Origin of the sequence: Vibrio sp. 14G-20, from assembly GCF_026241515.1 — a bacterium.
GTDB lineage: Bacteria > Pseudomonadota > Gammaproteobacteria > Enterobacterales > Vibrionaceae > Vibrio.
The window spans coordinates 198370-216261 of record NZ_JAPHPW010000009.1 but is presented as its reverse complement, the minus strand read 5'-3'; the positions used below and the strand labels follow the sequence as shown (position 1 = coordinate 216261).

General features: G+C 44.2%; 17 protein-coding genes and 2 pseudogenes. 8 read left to right on the top strand and 11 right to left on the bottom strand.

Going from position 1 to position 17892, the window contains the following annotated elements; all coding sequences use genetic code 11:
* Nucleotides 1-991 (bottom strand): IS110-like element ISVisp6 family transposase (locus tag OQJ75_RS10875; RefSeq protein WP_266067178.1); only part of this gene is annotated, 991 nt, incomplete at its 3' end.
* Nucleotides 992-1097: 106 nt separating this feature from the next.
* Here OQJ75_RS10875 and OQJ75_RS10870 point away from each other — a divergent pair.
* Nucleotides 1098-1769, top strand: a complete 672-nt coding sequence (locus tag OQJ75_RS10870; RefSeq protein ID WP_265974970.1) for a hypothetical protein — start codon at nucleotides 1098-1100, stop codon at nucleotides 1767-1769.
* Between the two features lie 132 nt (nucleotides 1770-1901).
* Entirely contained in the window at nucleotides 1902-2372 is a 471-nt protein-coding gene (locus OQJ75_RS10865) for a hypothetical protein (protein WP_265974971.1), read from the top strand.
* A 354-nt stretch (nucleotides 2373-2726) separates the two neighbouring features.
* Here OQJ75_RS10865 and OQJ75_RS10860 read toward each other — a convergent pair whose 3' ends face one another.
* A complete protein-coding gene (locus OQJ75_RS10860) occupies nucleotides 2727-3755 on the bottom strand; it encodes an IS110 family transposase (RefSeq protein ID WP_265974972.1) in 1029 nt (342 codons plus the stop codon).
* Between the two features lie 155 nt (nucleotides 3756-3910).
* Between OQJ75_RS10860 and OQJ75_RS10855 the strand changes: the two genes are divergently transcribed.
* Nucleotides 3911-4375, top strand: a complete 465-nt coding sequence (locus OQJ75_RS10855; protein ID WP_265974973.1) for a DUF2846 domain-containing protein — start codon at nucleotides 3911-3913, stop codon at nucleotides 4373-4375.
* 397 nt (nucleotides 4376-4772) lie between these two features.
* Here the strand turns inward: OQJ75_RS10855 and OQJ75_RS10850 are convergent.
* Nucleotides 4773-5798, bottom strand: a pseudogene (locus OQJ75_RS10850) (IS110 family transposase).
* Between the two features lie 97 nt (nucleotides 5799-5895).
* On the opposite strand from OQJ75_RS10850, the gene OQJ75_RS10845 reads away from it, so the two are divergent.
* On the top strand, nucleotides 5896-6657 hold the full coding sequence (locus OQJ75_RS10845; RefSeq protein ID WP_323054478.1) for a PhzF family phenazine biosynthesis protein: 762 nt from the start codon (nucleotides 5896-5898) through the stop codon (nucleotides 6655-6657).
* A gap of 135 nt (nucleotides 6658-6792) precedes the next feature.
* Here OQJ75_RS10845 and OQJ75_RS10840 read toward each other — a convergent pair whose 3' ends face one another.
* On the bottom strand, nucleotides 6793-7071 hold the full coding sequence (locus OQJ75_RS10840; RefSeq protein ID WP_265972914.1) for a type II toxin-antitoxin system RelE/ParE family toxin: 279 nt from the start codon (nucleotides 7069-7071) through the stop codon (nucleotides 6793-6795).
* Nucleotides 7068-7352, bottom strand: coding sequence for a type II toxin-antitoxin system RelB/DinJ family antitoxin (locus OQJ75_RS10835; RefSeq protein ID WP_265972916.1), 285 nt, complete (start codon nucleotides 7350-7352; stop codon nucleotides 7068-7070). The genes OQJ75_RS10840 and OQJ75_RS10835 overlap by 4 nt, the downstream gene beginning before the upstream one ends.
* 184 nt (nucleotides 7353-7536) lie before the next feature.
* On the opposite strand from OQJ75_RS10835, the gene OQJ75_RS10830 reads away from it, so the two are divergent.
* Nucleotides 7537-8238, top strand: a complete 702-nt coding sequence (locus OQJ75_RS10830) for a lipoate--protein ligase family protein (protein WP_265972918.1) — start codon at nucleotides 7537-7539, stop codon at nucleotides 8236-8238.
* Nucleotides 8239-8295: 57 nt separating this feature from the next.
* On the opposite strand, the gene OQJ75_RS10825 is transcribed toward OQJ75_RS10830, so the two are convergent.
* Nucleotides 8296-8697, bottom strand: a complete 402-nt coding sequence (locus OQJ75_RS10825; RefSeq protein WP_265972920.1) for an SAM-dependent methyltransferase — start codon at nucleotides 8695-8697, stop codon at nucleotides 8296-8298.
* 35 nt (nucleotides 8698-8732) lie between these two features.
* Nucleotides 8733-9221: pseudogene (locus OQJ75_RS10820) on the bottom strand (EamA family transporter); the annotation flags it as partial.
* A gap of 51 nt (nucleotides 9222-9272) precedes the next feature.
* Between OQJ75_RS10820 and OQJ75_RS10815 the strand changes: the two are divergent.
* A complete protein-coding gene (locus OQJ75_RS10815) occupies nucleotides 9273-9857 on the top strand; it encodes a TetR/AcrR family transcriptional regulator (RefSeq protein WP_265972922.1) in 585 nt (194 codons plus the stop codon).
* 131 nt (nucleotides 9858-9988) lie between these two features.
* On the opposite strand, the gene OQJ75_RS10810 is transcribed toward OQJ75_RS10815, so the two are convergent.
* The 3 genes from OQJ75_RS10810 to OQJ75_RS10800 all read right to left on the bottom strand — a co-directional run bounded on the left by OQJ75_RS10810 (nucleotide 9989) and on the right by OQJ75_RS10800 (nucleotide 12954).
* Nucleotides 9989-10864 (bottom strand): radical SAM protein, encoded by an 876-nt coding sequence (locus OQJ75_RS10810; protein ID WP_017087617.1) that lies wholly within the window; start codon nucleotides 10862-10864, stop codon nucleotides 9989-9991.
* 202 nt (nucleotides 10865-11066) lie between these two features.
* The gene (locus OQJ75_RS10805; protein ID WP_265972926.1) at nucleotides 11067-11936 is read right to left on the bottom strand and encodes an SDR family NAD(P)-dependent oxidoreductase; all 870 of its coding nucleotides are present in this window, start codon (nucleotides 11934-11936) and stop codon (nucleotides 11067-11069) included.
* A 172-nt stretch (nucleotides 11937-12108) separates the two neighbouring features.
* Complete coding sequence (locus OQJ75_RS10800) at nucleotides 12109-12954, bottom strand: enoyl-CoA hydratase/isomerase family protein (RefSeq protein ID WP_265972928.1); 846 nt, start codon at nucleotides 12952-12954, stop codon at nucleotides 12109-12111.
* 330 nt (nucleotides 12955-13284) lie between these two features.
* Between OQJ75_RS10800 and OQJ75_RS10795 the strand changes: the two genes are divergently transcribed.
* Nucleotides 13285-14658, top strand: coding sequence for an MATE family efflux transporter (locus OQJ75_RS10795; protein ID WP_265972929.1), 1374 nt, complete (start codon nucleotides 13285-13287; stop codon nucleotides 14656-14658).
* Between the two features lie 9 nt (nucleotides 14659-14667).
* Nucleotides 14668-15582: a LysR family transcriptional regulator gene (locus OQJ75_RS10790; protein ID WP_265972930.1), complete on the top strand. Its 915-nt coding sequence runs from the start codon at nucleotides 14668-14670 to the stop codon at nucleotides 15580-15582.
* A 131-nt stretch (nucleotides 15583-15713) separates the two neighbouring features.
* Here OQJ75_RS10790 and OQJ75_RS10785 read toward each other — a convergent pair whose 3' ends face one another.
* Nucleotides 15714-17786 carry an alkyl/aryl-sulfatase gene (locus tag OQJ75_RS10785; RefSeq protein ID WP_265972931.1) on the bottom strand — a complete coding sequence of 691 codons (2073 nt, stop codon included), beginning with the start codon at nucleotides 17784-17786 and terminating at the stop codon, nucleotides 15714-15716.
* Nucleotides 17787-17892: the final 106 nt, after the last annotated feature.

Sequence of the window (17892 nt, the reverse complement as noted above, 5' to 3'; positions counted from 1 at the left end):
GTAAAAGCGACCATATAATTCGTGCGTTCTTCGCGGCCAGTGCCACTATCGCTCGGTTCATTCCTCTCCGTTCTAGAACGCCTCGACACCATTGACTTAGCTTATCTTGCTTGTCGCCAAGGTTGGCAATCACGGTCCTTGCTCCGTGAACTAATAGCGTTCGTAAATATTTATCTCCGTGTTTGGTTATTCGGCCTAACCGAGGTTTTCCTCCTGTGGAATATTGCTTTGGTACGAGTCCTAACCAAGCTGAAAAGTCACGGCTTTTATCAAATTGAGAACCATTGCCTATCGAAGCAAGTATCGCAGTAGCGGTTTGCGGTCCAATTCCTCGAACTTTCATCACTCGTTGAACATTAGCGCTGACCTTAGCAAAAGAATCAAAGACTTGCTCAGTATCGGCGATACGTTGATTTAATTCTCCAAGGTGGTGATAAGCATCGGCTATTACTGTTCTAGCGAGATGTGGCAGCTCATTTTCTGCGTCTTCCAGCATTAAGGGAACGTGTTTCATTAACGAAGAGCGGCCAACAGGAATGATCAACCCGAACTCAGAAAGTAGGGCGCGCATGCGATTCATAAGCGCGGTGCGTTCACGAACCCAATGCTCTCTCATTCTATGTACCGATAAGATGGCTTGTTGCTCGGGGGATTTTACGGGTACAAAGCGAGTGGATGGACGCTGAACAGCTTCGCAGATAGCAACAGCATCATTAAGGTCGTTCTTTCCCTTAGTTCGATAAGGAATTACGTATTTAACGGCCATAATACGGGCGTCGTGACCCAGTTTATTGAGTGTTCTTGCCCAATAATGTGCACCACCACACGCTTCAACGCCTATACGCATGAGTGGCATATTTGCTATTGTAGTCAGTAGTTTAGAGCGGGTTACTGACTTATGAAGTATGACCTTACCATTTTGGTCTACGGCATGAAGACTAAAGTGGTTTTTAGCTAGGTCGATACCGCAGAAATAAGAATAATCAGACATGGTGCCTCCGATGCATTTAAGTACCACGTAAGTGTGGCAGATCCTCGGTAGGGGGAATCCATGTCATTCGTTAGGCCCAAATTGTAAATTTAAGTAAGGAGTTATTTTGATTTCAGGTACAGTATCATCAATATTAGTTTCATTAGGTGGAAGCGCAGCAATTTTATTAGCTTTTGGGAAGTTGTTTGAAAAATTACTAATCGATCAAGTATCTAAAAGAACAGCTGCAAATTTAAACCAAGATTTAGCAATATTGAAGTCAAAACACACTAATTCATTAGAAGAATTCAAAGCTAAAACAGCTACAGTATTAAAAGAAAGAGAATCTTTCGGAGCTATATCAACAGAGCTGTATCAAATATTTTTTAAAAAACGCATTGAAACATATCAGTTATTATTAAATTGGGATAATGAATATACAAAAGATATGTTAGAGGATTTTTCTTTAGCATTAACAGATGCTTATGGTGATAAATATTTTAAAGCTTATTCTGACTTAAGAGAGATAATAGTTAAAAATAAATTATATATTTCAAATGATTTAGATATAGCTTTTCAAAAATTTAGATACTCTGCGGCGGACTATATAAAAAAGGCAGATGAACATGAAGTAATGTCTGAAGCTCACGGTATTGAACCACAGGAATATTTCAGCGAGGTTTCAGAGATCTATAATAGTTTTGCTTTTGGGACAAATGACCTAATGGAAGAAGTGATAAAACAAATAAGTATTGATGTGGCAAAAATAAGATCCAGGGTTGAGGTTGATAAGGCCTAACAATCGCATCAACACGATTTGCTACATTCGGCATTCTAGATTTCTTTGGGTTTATCGTATTAAGTGGTAAATTTGGGCTTAATCTGTATGGTAGCAAACGTGTTATGCAGGCGTTAGCTTAAAGGAGAAAAAATGAGTGTAGAGGACGTTTCTTATTGGAGTATGTTAGGCACATGGTTAGCTGCAATCGCTACCACTTTTGCAGTCTTAGTCGCGTTATTTTTACCTAGCTATCAGAAGAAGCAAAATGACATAGAGAATAACCGAAATGCCAAGAAGCTATTGAGATCGCAGTTGGTCAACATTAATGAAAACGCTATTCTACATCAACAAGCTTTAGCGAAAATGGTGATTGCCGAAAATCCAGTTTTTAATTTCAATTACTTGCCTCACGAAGTTTTGAGTGCTTTGTCTTCTGCTGAGTTAACGACTATTTACAAACTAAAATCAGATCTCGATTTAGCTGAACAACTGAGAAAAAGTGCGTTACAAGCTAGTAAGGTTAATTGTTCAGGAGAAAATACAATTTTCTTTGCGGAAAGTTATTCTGAATATATCGATAAATTGGTTATGAAAACGCATGAAGCTTTGCGTGTGTGGTAAGTTTTTAAGCTAACAAGCAATTTAAGAGTGACTCCCAACGCGTGGCGGCTTCACTTCGAATTGAATTTTGTGTTTACGGTGCAATGGTTTAGTTTAGGTGTTACAGCGTTGTCGCACCTTAATTGGGCTACATGGACTCCCTCTTTTGTCAACAATAACTCCCGCTGACAACAGTGGATCGGACAGCAGCTCTACATTCGGTGTTTAATCGGATTCGTTCCGTCACCTTGATGATATTCGCTTGATGCCTGCCTCATTCGTTAAACAGTATTTATTACTTCCCAATTAAACAGGTTTAGGCATCTCGGTCTGGTCGTATTGTCATCATTTGCTATTGCTTTGACTCGGTGAGTGTTAACCGTTTACATAATTAATCTTGTACTCTTTTCCTGTTGTTAATAATGCCCATATTATACGAGCGTTTTTTGCTGCTAGGGCGACAGCTGCTCGTTTATAACCTCGTCGTTCAACGAGTTGATTTAACCAAATACTGTTGCGATCGGTTTTCTCTTTACATCGTGCAATAACGGCTCTTGTGCCATGAATAAGTAGAGTGCGAATATGTTTTTCGCCTCTTTTGCTGATGCGACCAAGATGAACATGACCACCTGTTGAGTATTGTCTTGGCACCAACCCTATCCAAGCGGCAAATTGGCGGCTAGAGCCAAATTGTTTGGCGTCATTGACGGTCGCGACAATGGCACTTGCACTGTGTTCACCGACACCTGGAATATCCATGAGGGCTTTGGCTGAAGCCATCTCACGAACTAAAGCAGAGACTCTGCGATCATAGTGCAATACTTCTAGGTTAAGGTTTTGAATCTTGTTCGATAGATCTTGAAGTAGCTCTCGAGCGAGTATAGGCAAACCATTTTCTGCATCTTCAAGAACGCTACCAATGGTGTTTTGAGCCGAGTAGCGACCCTGCGGCATCACAATGCCAAATTCGGAAAGCAAACCTCTGAGTTGGTTAATGGTCGCTGTTCTTGTTTTAATTAGCCCCTGCCGAATACGATGCAGGCAAAGCATAGCTTGTTGCTCTTCACTTTTGATAGAGACAAATCGTGTTTTGGGTCTAGATACCGCTTCACAGATAGCCTCTGCGTCATTGGCATCATTCTTCTCATTTTGTCTATATGGAATAACGAATTTGGACGCCATAATTTTTGGGTTATGACCGAGTTTCAGTAGCTCTCTCGCCCAGTGGTGTGCGCCAGAGCACGCCTCCATACCGATGAGGCAGGGCGGTAACTTCGCGAATGTTTCTAAGAGTTTGTTTCTTTTGACAGTTTTGCGTAGGACGCACTTGCCATATGCATCAACGCCGTGAATACTGAACACATTCTTGGCGAGGTCAACGCCAATAGTTTGAATGGTGGACATAGTAACCTCCAGTTCTTCAGTGTGTACTTAGTAAGTATGGCACGCAGAGTGTCAGGTAGAGGGAGTCCATATCATTCGTTATAACACTTCATTAATTGATCGAGTCAATAAGGTAATATAGAATTCATCCCTTCAATCAATGCTAGGTTAACATAATGAAAAATAAAGTAATATTATCATCAATCGTTCTTTCAATTTTGTCGGGTTGTGCTTCTGTTCCAACTGTAGATGCAGAAAAATCGAATCAAGCTAAAAAATTTGAATCTCCAGAAAATGGTAATGCAGGCGTTTATGTTTATAGGACGGATTCTCCTGTAGGAGGAGCCCTTAAAAAAGATATCTATATTGATAATGAATGTATAGGCGAAAGTGCTCCAGGGGTATTCTTTTATCATGAGGTTGAAGGAAACAAAACTCATATTGTTGGTACAGAATCAGAGTTTTCCGCAAATGAGTTAACGATACTAACTGAAGAAGGTCGGTTATATTTTGTCAATCAATACATAAAGATGGGCGCTTTCGTTGGAGGTGCTAATGTGGAGCTTGTTGATGAGGCAAAAGGTAAGGCAGAAGTTCTAAAAACAGATATGGCGATTAAAGGAACATGCACATCAATGTAGCTCTACAAGTGTTATAACAAAGCGTTTAAGACAGATTCCCAACGCGTGGCATTCTCAGTCCACGGTTGGGTTTTGTGTTTACGGTGCAATGGTTTAGGTTCACTGATTGCGTTGCTCACTACTTAACGCGGCTACATGGATTCCCCCGGTTGTCAAACATCCGCTAAACTTACGTTGATGGGTTTTGGACTGCCGCTCTACATTCGGCCTACTTATCGACGATTCGCATACGTCGTGGCCCTGATGACTTGCGCGACTGCGGTGCCTTATTCGTTAGATGACATCTAGTGTGTCCGCCGCATTAACAGGCTCTCCGCAAGTGGTCTTAACCTATCTCCATCATTAGCGTCTGCAATGACCCGGTGGGTTTAACTCTTTATGCTGCTTAGGTTTCTACTTAAGCAGCATAGTTTTCATATTCGGTTTGATTGTGTAAAAGCGACCATATAATTCGTGCGTTCTTCGCAGCAAGTGCCACTATCGCTCGGTTCATTCCTCTTCGTTCTAAAACGCCGCGACACCACTGACTTAACTTATCTTGCTTGTCGCCAAGGTTGGCAATCACGGTCCTTGCGCCGTGAACTAATAGTTTTCGTAAGTATTTGTCGCCGTGTTTGGTTATCCGGCCTAAGCGAGGCTTTCCTCCTGTCTAATATTGCTTTGGTACTAAGCCTAGCCAAGCAGAGAAATCGCGACTTTTATCAAATTGAGAGCCATTACCTATCGAAGCAAGTATCGCTGTTGCAGTTTGCGGCCCGATACCTCGAACCTTCATCACTCGTTGAACATTAGCGCTGACCTTAGCAAAAGAATCGAAGACTTGCTCAGTATCGGCGATACGTTGATTCAATTCTCCAAGGTGGTGATAAGCATCGGCAATCATTGTTCTTGCGAGGTGTGGCAGCTCATTTTCTGCGTCTTCCAGCATTAAGGGAACGTGCTTCATTAACGAAGAGCAGCCAACAGGAATGATCAACCCGAACTCAGAAAGTAGGGCACGCATGCGATTCATAAGCGCGGTGCGTTCACGAACCCAATGCTCTCTCATTCTATGTACCGATAGGATGGCTTGTTGCCCGGGTGATTTTACGGGCACAAAGCGAGTGGATGGTCGCTGAACAGCTTCGCAGATAGCAACAGCATCATTAAGGTCGTTCTTTCCCTTGGTTCGATAAGGAATTACGTATTTAACGGCCATAATACGGGTGTCGTGACCCAGTTTATTGAGTGTTCTTGCCCAATAATGTGCACCACCACACGCTTCAACGCCTATACGCATGAGTGGCATATTTGCTATTGTAGTCAGTAGTTTAGAGCGGGTTACTGACTTATGAAGTATGACCTTTCCATTTTGGTCTACGGCATGAAGACTAAAGTGGTTTTTAGCTAGGTCGATACCGCAGAAATAAGAATAATCAGACATGGTGCCTCCGATGCATTTAAGTACCACATAAGTGTGGCAGATCCTCGGGAGGGGGAATCCATGTCATTCGTTAAATTGCAATCGAGGGTGGTGAATTATCAAATTAGAAACATATGATGTGTTTGGTGGTGAGTCGGCTTCTGGTAACCCTTGTGGTGTATTAGAGCTTGATAGTTGGCTTTCTGATGAAGAGTTACAGAAAATAACTTGTGAAGCAGGGCTTCCAGTTACCTCTTTTGTCATCAAAATTAATGGACAGTTTCACATTCGTTGGTTTGCGCTGGATGGGGAAATTAACCTGTGTGGGCATGGTAGCTTAGGGGCTGGTGCTGCAATCATCTCTAAGTACAAACTCGATTGTGTACTTTTCAATAGCAAATACGGAGAAGTCTCAATTGCCAAAAAGAACGGTGCGTATACTCTTGAGGTGCCAAGCTGGAAAGGTGAAACATGTGTCGTTCCGCCAGAAATAGCGGATTTGGCAGTTGATGCTATTGACGTATTTTTAACTCGAGACTTAGTTATAGTCTTGCCCTCAATAGAATCTGTAAAAGATTTTAAGCCTGATGATATGCGCTTTAAACAGCTTGGTAATTACCATGCTTTAATCGTGACTGCAGCAAATGGCGAAAATGGGTACGTATTAAGATATTTTGCGCCCAAAATTGGTATATCTGAAGATCTAGCGACAGGCTCTGCTCAATGCTCTTTAGCTCCATACTGGTTTGACAGGCTTGACTCAGATTCACTTCAGGTACACCAACTTTCGTCGTCAGGTGGCTATTTTGGCGTAAGGCGTATTTTAGGTGGCTCAATCGTGTTATTAGCAAATGCAAAGCTACGGAAAAAAGCAATTTAACAAAGCGTTTAAGACAGATTCCCAACGCTTGGCATTTTTAGTGCTATCGTTGGGTTTTGTGTTTAAGGTGGTATGGTTAGGTTCAGTGGTGGCGTTGCTCACTACTTAACGCGGCTAGTTCCCCAGAGGAAGTGATCAATCCGTAGGGAATTTTTGTTTCTGGTGGAGTACACGCATAACTCGGATGATATCGCCCTCGACCCAGTAAGAGACAATCATCGAAATCTCAGGAATTATAAGTAATCGTCCACAAATGCCGTCTCTCTGTACACCCATTAAAGGTTGCTCAAGCAAGTTTTCTACTTTTGTTTCAATGAGGTTGTCAGCGTTCTCTGCCGCATCAGGGTTGAAGTCATAGATAAACTCAAAGATCCTTTCACGATCATTGAGTGATTCTTCTTCCCATAAAATCATTGCTTACCTCGATTACGGATTCTGGCTTTGCGTTCTTCCATTCGAGATTTAGCAGTTTGGTGTTCAACGAAAACGGATGTTCCTGAGTCAAACTTCTCAAATGCTAGGTTTACTTGTTCAGTTAGCCATGCATCGTGAGATAATGCTTTGCGTTGTTGTTCGGCGAGTTGCTCAGTAAGCTCACGGCATGCGTCACTCAGAGTGCGACCTTGGCTCTCAGCCATTTGTTGAGCTAGGCGTTTTGTTTCCTCATCAACACGAAATTGAATTCTAGTGTCCATGATTTATTCCTTTGTTGATGTGTGTACAAATGTTAGCACTAGGCTTTGAGATGGGCAACTGACAAGCAACTATGACATCAATAACTAAATTTTGGCGCTGTTTCTATCCTATATAGTCCGGTCTATCATCAACCATCCCAGAACGCTAAATACTAAGTCACCACAATCTGTAGAGGAAAGTGCATTGAAGTTAACGAATAAACTCGTACGTTACCCGCACATTGATGTTGATCGTGCGTTTGAAAAAGAAGCTGAGTTATTGCAGCAAATACAGGCGGGTGAGATTGGGCAAGCCTTAATGCTTTGGCAAGCAAAAACGCCAACACTCGTTTTGCCCGCAGGTAAAAAGTGGCCAGTGACGGTAGAGTCTAGAAAACAACTCGCGGCACAAGGCTGGCAACTCACCTCACGTAAAACAGGTGGCGCTCCCGTACCTCAACTACCGGGGATCATTAACTTATCGCACATTTACCATTGGCCTCGCGATGAAGCCTACAATATCCAAAAAGCGTATCGACATCTGTGCAATGTATTAACCCTGTTTTTCAAAGAATTGGGCATCGATGTGGATGTACACGCCACCCCCGGTTCTTATTGTGATGGTGACTACAACCTCAATATCAATAAACAAAAAATAGTGGGTACTGCGCAACGTGTATTGCTTAAACAAGGGGGCGGCCAAATTGTACTTTCGCAAGCTTGTATCTTGTTAGATGCCGACTTAGAGAACATCGTTGCGCCAGTGAATTTTTATAATCAAGTTTGCGGGAATCCAACCGTGGTGGATGCGCAGGTTCATACACTGTTGTCCGCACATTTGACGAGCCTTCCCAACGTAGACTCACTCTTTCAGCAGTTAAGCCAAGCTTTCATCAAGTATGCGTAATGTCTTCCTTTCGCTAACGCACAGCTCGCTCTTGGTTTAGGAAGACCAATTTCTTGCTTATCCTTTCTCTTTATAGATCGCAGGCTTGATATCCAATAGTGGTGTGTTGTTCAAGCAATCTAAACCTCTCACGGTTACGGTGCCATTCTCTATTTTTTCAATCGGTAGCACGGCTGCACCGATTGGGTTTGGTCGGTGTGGTGAGCGCAGTGCAAAGGTGCCTTTGGTCGGCGTCTCTTCATCCCAGCTTTGTATCAGTTCGTCTCGTTTTGCGCCTTCTAACCAATACAAGATCAAGATGTGCTCGCTACTGTTTAGGCCTAGCAAACCTTGTTGGTAAACGTCATCTAAGATGATTTCACAGATCGGGCCGTTGTCCGGTTGGATATTATTCGGGCACTCTGAAACCAAGTGATAAGGCGTGGCAATTCGGCCAATAAATTTCAGTTCAGCAGACATATTTAGCTCCTATTAGTCTCTTTATTAGTTCTTAATTATTCTTGGTTTTTCATCGTCACTAAGGTGTAGATGAAGATGGTAATCAAGATCACCACACCGCCGACAATACTGGTCAAAGGCGGAATTTCGGTGAAGAAGATAAACGCCCAAACTGGCGCTAAGACGGTTTCTAACATCAGAGTCATTGATACTTCTGGTGCGGTAATGTGGCGCGTTGCGACCATAGATAACACTCGGCCAACAGGAGCCGTAAACAAGCCCATCATGCCCATGATTAACCACGTTTCAACGCTGTAGCTTGACGGCGTTGCAAAGAAAAACATCACAACCGCGAGCAACAAACCACCTAGGCCAACACTCGCCAATCGGCTGACGTCTTGATATTTACGCAGCAAGGTAAACATCATTGAAAGGCAGATCACTGCGAACACAGCCAACGCATCGCCTATCCAATTACCTGAAGAAAATGAACCCGAAACGACGATCGTAATACCAATCATCACGGCGCCCGCAATTGCGAGGGTGAAGCCGAAGGTTCGTGTGTTTCTTACTTCTGCTTTGAGGTGTATGAAGTAATGAGCAAGATTGAGCAGAACAAAGAGAAGAAACGACTCGCGATCTTAAAAGCGGCGAAGGAGATATTCCTCGCGGAAGGCTATGTGCAAACCAGCATGGACCGAGTCGCTAGTGAAGCGGAAATGATTAAGCAAACGCTTTATCGATACTTCTCTTCTAAAGATGTGTTGTTTGAAGCGACGTTAAGACAAATGGGTAGCCAGACAGACGATAAGTTGGTGGTGCATTTGCAACACGAAGATACTCGACAAGCGCTATTGGGCTTCGCAAAAGACTTCGTTTTGTTTCATCTTTCGAGCGAACATATTGCGACCTTTAAGCTGTTGATAGCAGAAGGCAGTAAGTCTCCAGAATTAGTTAGCCGTTTTATGGACGTTGGCCCAGATGATACCGATCGAGTGCTTGCTCAGTTTTTCAATGAGCGATTCGATGTTGAAGAACCACAAACCAAAATTAAGCTGTGGCTTGGTATGGTGATGAGTGTCAGAGATGGTGTGTTGATGGGAATGCCTGCACCCACCGAACAAGAGATTGCAGCTCACGTTGAAGCGAGTACTGACTTGTTGTTAGCGGCTTTGGCTTAGGTAGAGCTGTGAACCTGAAAAAGTAAGATATACGTTAGGCGCTGCTGGACTTTGATTATTCCATAATATGGAGTTGCAACGCCTGTTGTTTGGTCTGTTTTCGTTTACTGGTTAGGAGTTAAATCGAGCGCTTACCAAGCAAAGGTTTTAATGACGTTTTGCTTAGTGATCGGGTTATGCGCGATGTCTTGATTGATTTTATCAAGAAACGGCTTACGCGCTTGAGGAAGCATGCCTCGCATCGGCGAGATATTGTTCCCATGGTCGCCCCAGTAGTAACAATCGAAGTCCTCTAAATTTTCGAGCAAGTACTTCTCTTCTTCTAGAATCTGCAATGGTGTTGGCAATACAAATTCGCCACGGTTTACTTCTTTCTCTAATACTGAGCCCGGTTGAACCGCCAAAGCCATGGGTGCAATTGCATCTGGCTGCATGATGTTCAGCAAGCTAGTGGTATTAATTGCATGCTCGACAGAGCGTTCTTTGCCACCAAGGCCAAAGATAAATGAAGCCAGTACTTTAATGTCGGCTTCACGCGCTAGGTTCATTCCTTCAATCGCATGCTCACGAGTCATGCGCTTTTGAATGCGTTCAAGAACAATAGGGTCACCTGACTCCAACCCTGAATACGCCATGCTCAAACCTGCCGATTTGATCTCTTTCAGTTCCGATAAGCTCTTACGACGGAAGTCGTTGAAGCCTGAATACAGAGAAATGTTCTTGATCTCTGGGAAGGTGATTTTAATGTAATCCAGAATCGAAATCAGCATCTCGGTTCTAATCGCCATCACGTTACCATCGACTAAAAAGATAGATTCAACATGCGGGTAGATTTTTCTCGCCGCATCAATATCTTCAAAGATGTCTTTGATATCTCTTACTTTGAAACGCTTATCATCAAACATCGTGCAGAAGGTACATTGGTTATTGCTGCACCCCAATGTTGTTTGGATGAGTACGCTTTCTGCTTCCATCCAAGGACGATAAACTTTGCCTTCAAAACGCATAAATGCTCCTCGGCCTTAGCCTGTATTGTTTCGACGAGGACAAGTCTAACAATCTGCATCTTGAGTGATAATTGGGCAAAGCGGGGAATCAGTATTAAAGATATTTTAATAATCGAAAGAGTGCGCAGTTCTTTGTCTGTATAGATAGAACTGCGGCTTGGATTGTTGGGGTAGTTTTAGTGGTATTTTTACTAATTAATGATCAGTGCGTAACGCACAGCTTTTCTTCGAGTAATTGATCAAGCACTGTCACCAGCTTGTGGTTCTTAGTGTTGTCTAAAGCGTCGGAGTGCGGATCTTTGAATAACCCAGAATCATTATCAAAATATTGACCGGAAGCGTTGGCAAACTCTTCACTGAGCGCTGCACGACAAAGGATATCGGCACCGATTGCCAGATCGTTACCATCAACGCCATAAGCATCTTTTACCAATTTACTGCCAAGGAAAGAGGCTGGGTTTACAGGGATAACGGCGGGGCCATTTTTTGATCCGGAGCTTGTTTGGTTATTTGCTTGGGAGCTTGTCTGGCTAGTTGATAGCGAATTGGCTAATTCGATAGACCACATCGTCAGTGCGAGCTTACTTTGTGCGTAAACCGGGCCATCAAGTTCACCCGCATTGGGGCTGATTAATGCCTCTAGATCTACGGGTGCTTGGGCTGCTGAAGATAGGTTGACGATACGACCTGTCGCATTAAAAAGAGGGAGCAACTTTTGTGTCAGTAGATAAGGCGCAATGGTGTTTACGACAAAACGCACATCAAGATTGTCTGGGGTGGTGATGTCCGACACCTTATACACACCTGCGTTGTTAATGAGTATATCGAGTCGTTTGTGATCGCTTTTGATTTGGGTTGCAAGCGCCTTAACTTCAGAGAGCCTCGATAGGTCTGCGATGTAGCTTTCGATGATTGCATTCTTAGACAGGCGAGACAGAGCGGTCACGACTTTATTGACCTTAGCTGGGTTGCGTCCATGAATCAGAACATGGTGCCCTTGCTGCGTCAGTGCTTTTGCGGTCTCTAAACCGATGCCATCTGTGGCTCCTGTGATCAGAATTATTTTTTGCATTTTTGGTCCTTCAAAAAATAGTTTGAACAACGTTATAACAAAGATTAATGACACATAGTTGCATTTGGCTCACAAGCTGAAGACTCAAATGTGAGTCTGTGGGACAAAAAAAGGCTAATTTAAAGATAAATGGGTCAGTTGTGTCTGACCCAAATTAAGAGATGTGAACGAACTATTTGATGTCTTGAACGTTCATAACAAGAGTTTCCCAGTTACGCTGGTTTTCCATATCGTGCTCTAGGCCTTGCTCATCGGCAATTTGGAAGCGCTTAACCGCAGGGGTTTTGCTCGTAGCTTGATACAACCAATAAGCTTCCGCTTTGAGTGCTTCGTCGATCGGTTTATCGATAGACTCATACACCGCTTGCTTACATGCATTGATCGATTCGGCAGGGAATTGAGCGATTCGCTTGGCAAGAGTATCAACATATTCGCCAATTTCATCCGGTTCTAGTGCCTTGTTGATGGTGCCGTATGCTTCGGCTTCGTCAGCATCAAAGTCTCGGGCACTTAGGACGATTTCGAGTGCGCGACCTAAGCCGACTTGGCGTGCCATGCGTGATGCGCCGCCACCGCAAGGAAGGATGCCCATACCCACTTCCATTTGCATGAATTTGTATTTACCGCGAGCCGCGAATCGCATGTCACACGCCAGTGCAAATTCGTGGCCTCCACCTCGAGCGAAGCCTTCAAGCTTGGCAATGGTGGCTTGTGGCAGTTTGCTGATTCTTTCTAGCACCACTTGCAGGTCGAGTAACTTCGCTTCATCACGAGAAACGGCTTCTGTCGACATGTCTTTTAATAGATTGGTGTCGTAGTGACAGACCCAAACTTCAGGGTTTGCTGACTGAAATACCACGACCTTGATGTCACGATCGCGCTCTAGTCTCATTGCTAAACCATTGAGGTCGGCAAGCATCTCTTGCCCTTGAACATTCACAGTACCGAAGTCAAAAGTGACGGTAAGAATCCCATCCTCGGCTTGAGCTTTAAACGTTGTATAACCTTGATATGCCATTTCCATATTCCTTCTGAGAGATTTCATTTCAGCCTATTCAGTGTGAATGCGACCTAAATTCAGGCTAGCGAGGAATGTTAGAACCAACAATTAACCATTAAGCGAAACACTATTAACGCATTATTAATAGTGTTGGCGCGTTTGATAACTACAATTTATTCAGTATCTTAGTGGGATATTTTAACGTTGAATGTATCTTGCCAATTTGATTGTCAACGAAATCTAAAAACTCATTCCTTGTTTGGTGCTCTTATCCTTTTTATTTAGCTTCGTATACTGCTCAGCTAGGCAGTTAGTGCCTCAAAGAACAGATTAAGAGTGAACCGACCTATGCAGATGAGATCCGCGACTTTGAAAACCATTATTGAGAAAACACTGCCACTGACGCTGGGTGTGTTTGCGATCATGATGGTGCAATTGGTCGATTCGATCTTTATTGGTCAGTTAGGGGTTAATGAGTTGGCGGTTCACGGTATCACCTTGCCATTTCAAGCGGCGTTTACCGGGGTTCAAGTGGGCATCGGTGTGGCGGCAACGTCCATTATTTCTCAAGCGGTAGGGGCAAAAGAGCAACGTAAATCCACCTCAATTGCCACATTGTCGGGCGGGTTTGGTGTCTTGGTGATTGCTTTGATCTGCATAGGGCTGATTGTTTTTAGCGATTCTGTTTTTGCGTCGTTTGTGAATGATGTCTCTGACGCTCAATACCAATCCATGCTGTCGATTTTTAATGTGTATTGGCCGTTGTGGCTGTTCAGTGCATTGATGGTGGCGGTGCTTTATTTGGCCACCTGCGTTTATCGTGCCAATGGCGATACCAAAACAACCGGCAGCATGTTCTTGGCTGCCAGCGTGATTAACCTGATTCTCGATCCTATTCTGATTTTTGGATTGGATATGGGCATCGCAGGGGCGGCGATCGCATCGAGCATTGGCTACGCATTCGGCGCAATCTACATGATAATCAAGTCTCGCGGCAAAGGTTGGTTTGGCTTCAATGGTGCGTGCCGTAACCAAATTAAAGGCTACAGTTTTGAGTTATTTAAGACGGTAATGCCAACCACTGCTAATCAGATATTACCTGCGGTCAGCGCGTTCTTTTCAATGCTTTTGATTGCGAGAATCGGAACCGATGAGATGGCTTTTTGGAGCTTACTCGCCCGTGTTGAAAGTTTTATGCTGGTGTTTTCTCTTGCTCTGACGATGTCCATACCGCCTATGATTGGTCGTTACCTAGGGGCGCAGCAGCGATGCAAAATCCCTGAGCTATTGAATACAACAGCGAAGTTGTTACTGGTTTTTCACACCGTGATGGCAGCATTGCTAGCGCTGTTTAGTGGCTGGGTTATTCCTGTTATCTCGGAAGAACAAAGCATACGCAGCTGGTTTGAAGTGACCTTGTTATTTATCCCGTTCAGCTATGGGCCGCTTGGGCTTTGCATGTTGGTTGCTTCGGTGTTTAATGCTTTGGGTGTGCCTCGTAAAGCTTTGAATGTCTCTTTCTTACGCTTGTTTGTTTTCTACATTCCAGCGTTATGGCTTGGCTCGATAACCGGTGACATGATCAATGCGGTTATTGCTGCGACAGTCGCCAATGTTTTAGCGGGCGCTTTTGCATGGTTTAAGCTTAATGCCTATATTAAAACTCACATTATTCCCCGTGCCGCTTCGGCCAATAAGCAGCGTGTACTCAGCGCAGGCTAGCCATTATTGATGAACATTGAACATCTAAAATTGTTTGTGCGACTCGCGTCTACGCACAATATAAGTCAAGCAGGACAAGAGCTTGGGTTGTCACCTCCGGTAGCCAGTATTCATATCGGAAAGCTGGAGGAGAGCCTAGGTGCGCGTCTTGTGCATCGCACCACGAGAAAGGTCTCCCTGACCGAAGAAGGCATGGCATTTCTTCCTCACGCCAAGCAAATCCTTTTGAGTGTCGAAGCGGGTGTTGCCTCTGTCGGAACTGGTAACGAATTACCAAAAGGGGTGTTGCGAATATCTGCGCCGTCATCGTTTGGTCGCATGCATGTTATGCCAGCGCTAAAAGGCTTTTTGGCTAAGTATCCAGATCTGTCGGTGGACATTTCACTCAGTGACTCAATCGTCGATCTGGTCGATGGCGGCTTTGATGTGGCGATTCGTAATGCGGAGCTACAAAACTCAAGCCTGATCGCTCGTAAGCTCTCGACTGATAAGCGTATTCTGTGTGCTTCGCCGGAATATCTGAAAGTTTATGGCTATCCGAAAACACCAGAAGACCTCAAGCAACATCAATGTATCAATCAAACCGGCTTAGAAGGTTGGACGTTCGATACGCTAGAAGGCGATGTCACCATCAAGAAGAAAGGTGCGATCCGCGTTGATCACGGTGAAGCGGTAAGGGATGTATGTGTCGATGGCTTGGGCATTGCTATGTGTGCGACTTGGATTGCATACAAGCAGCTCGCGGAAGGTTCGCTGGTTGAGGTGTTGCCAGATTACCCTTTAAAGGGTGAGGCGGCTATCTGGGCGGTATACCCGAGTGCACAGCTGCTTGCGCCTAAGGTTCGCGTATTTATCGATTATTTTGTTCAATACTATGGTTCACCTTCTTATTGGGATTGCGAAGTAAACGGTCAAGCTCAGTAGCGATTCAGAAGCACTTATTGATAAGAAATAAGAAAGCCCCGACCAAAAGGTAGGGGCTTGTTTTTATGTTCTTTATAGAACGTTTTTTCTAGCTCACTGCTGTTGTTTTATCTATTTAGCGTTTCGGACGTTTAATGCGCGTGTACCGCTGAATCTTGGTATAGCTCGGCATCAACTTCTTCGCCTTTATTCGGGCGCGGTACAATCTCAAAAGAGGTGTCAGCTTCTGTCAGTGAAGACAGCAGTTTGTTAAGTGATGATTTGTCACCTTTCACGCCTGCTTGTCCGTCTTCTAGCAGTTTTCCAAGGCTTGTTTTCTTAAGCACGATATCAGACACGTCAGACTTGTTGATGATCAGTGTTGTATCCGCATCTTGCAGCTCTGATACTTGAATGTTGTTCAGGTTACCGTTAGACATTTCAACGTAGTAGAACTCTTTAACATCAGGTAACTGAATGTTCATGGTAAATGGCGTGTTCTGCGCCTTCAATGAATCCACTTTTACCGCTAAGTAATCCAGCAAGTTTTCGATGGTCATGTTAGCCAATACATCCGGTGATGCTGTTTTTGGTGCGCCCGGTTGTGTGCCAATACGCAGTTCTTGAGCGCCGGTTAGGTAGATGTTTCTCCAACCTGCACCTTCTGATTGATAACCCAATTGCTCGTAAGTATCTGCCAATAAGCCACGTGCAACTTTGTTCTCTGGTTCTGCTTGGATCACCTTATTCAGTGCTGTCGCAACGAAGCGGTATTCACCTTCTTGGAAGTCTTGCTGCGCTTTTTCAATCACAGCGTCGCTGCCGCCCATGTACTCAACAAACTTCACTGACTCTGGCTTGATTGGTAGTGGGTTTAGGTTAGCTGGGTTCATGTCGAAGTAACCAAGATACATGTTGTACACAGCGCGAGCATTGTGAGAGTAAGTACCGTGGTAACCGTTGGTGTGCCAAGACTGTTGAATGCTGTCTGGCATGACCTTGTAAATCTCGTCACCGATGTCTTGTAGAACCACACCGTTATTGGCTAAACGAAGCGTTTGGTTATGAGTAAAACCGTAAGCATCACGCTGCATTTTTAGGTAATCAGAGATCTCTTGTTCACCCCAGATTGGGGCTGAGTGAGACGCAAACAACACCTCTGTTTCTTCGCCCCAAGTGACTAACATTTCGTTGATTTTCTTCGACCACTTCAAACCATCACGTACTTTTGCGCCACGCAGCGTGTACAGGTTGTGCATACCTTGGTAGGTCAGTTCGCCAGTCCAAAGTGCTTTCATGCTGGGAATATACGTCACCATTTCTGATGCAGCTTCGGTACCTGAAGCATCCATGAATTGCATTTCTAAGCCGTCGATAACCAGAGTTTCAATCTCTTCGTTATGGTTCAGCTCGTAGTCTGGCAATACGTAAGTAATGCTACCGGTTGATAGGCCTTTAGACAGTGCCGCATCTACAATACCGTGTTCGTGTCGGTTCAGGGTTGCGCCATATTGATATGCGGTACGACGCGACATTGCGTTACCCGCCAGTACGTTTTCGTCAACGATTTCTTTAGTGATGTTTTTCGAACCGTACACTTTTACATCTGGATACGCGTCTTTGATTGCTCTTGCGCCACCAAAGTGATCAGCGTGCGAGTGAGAATAAATCATTGCAACGACTGGTAGTTCGCCGCCATCAGGCACATTGTTTTTGAAGAATTTGAGAGATTTAGCGGCCGCTTCTTTGGTAAGAAGTACGTCATAAGCGATCCAACCGTTGTCACTACGAATGAAAGAGATAGACGCTAAATCCGCGCCTCGAACTTGGTAAACTTTACCCGGAACAACTTCATATAAACCTTCCGCCGCTTGGTTCAATACCGCTTGGCGCCACAGTGAAGGGTTTACTGAATCTGGTGCTTGGTCTGCATTCGTCACACTTGGGTCGATGAAGTTAAAGCTATTGCGAATGATGTCGCCCGTCTCTTGATCAAAGCTAGCAACAAGACCTTTATTGTTATTGTCGAAAGCGCGAGTGTCGGCGAAGTTAAGTGTTTTTGCGAACTCTTGGTTTGCTTTGGTGGTCATCTCGGTTGCGCTTTTGCCACCTTGGTCGCCAATTTCGCTGAAGTGTGCGTGATCATGGTTAGCTGCAACTGCAGGGAATGCGAGCGAGATAGCTAGGAATAGTGATGCGTTTTTGAACGTGCGAGAAGTTGTCATAAGAGCCTCTTCATTTCAGAATTTTGTTTCGTTGAGGCGATTATAGGAATAAGACATATAGCAAAAAATAAAGTAAGCTTTATTTAACACATCACGAACTGTTATG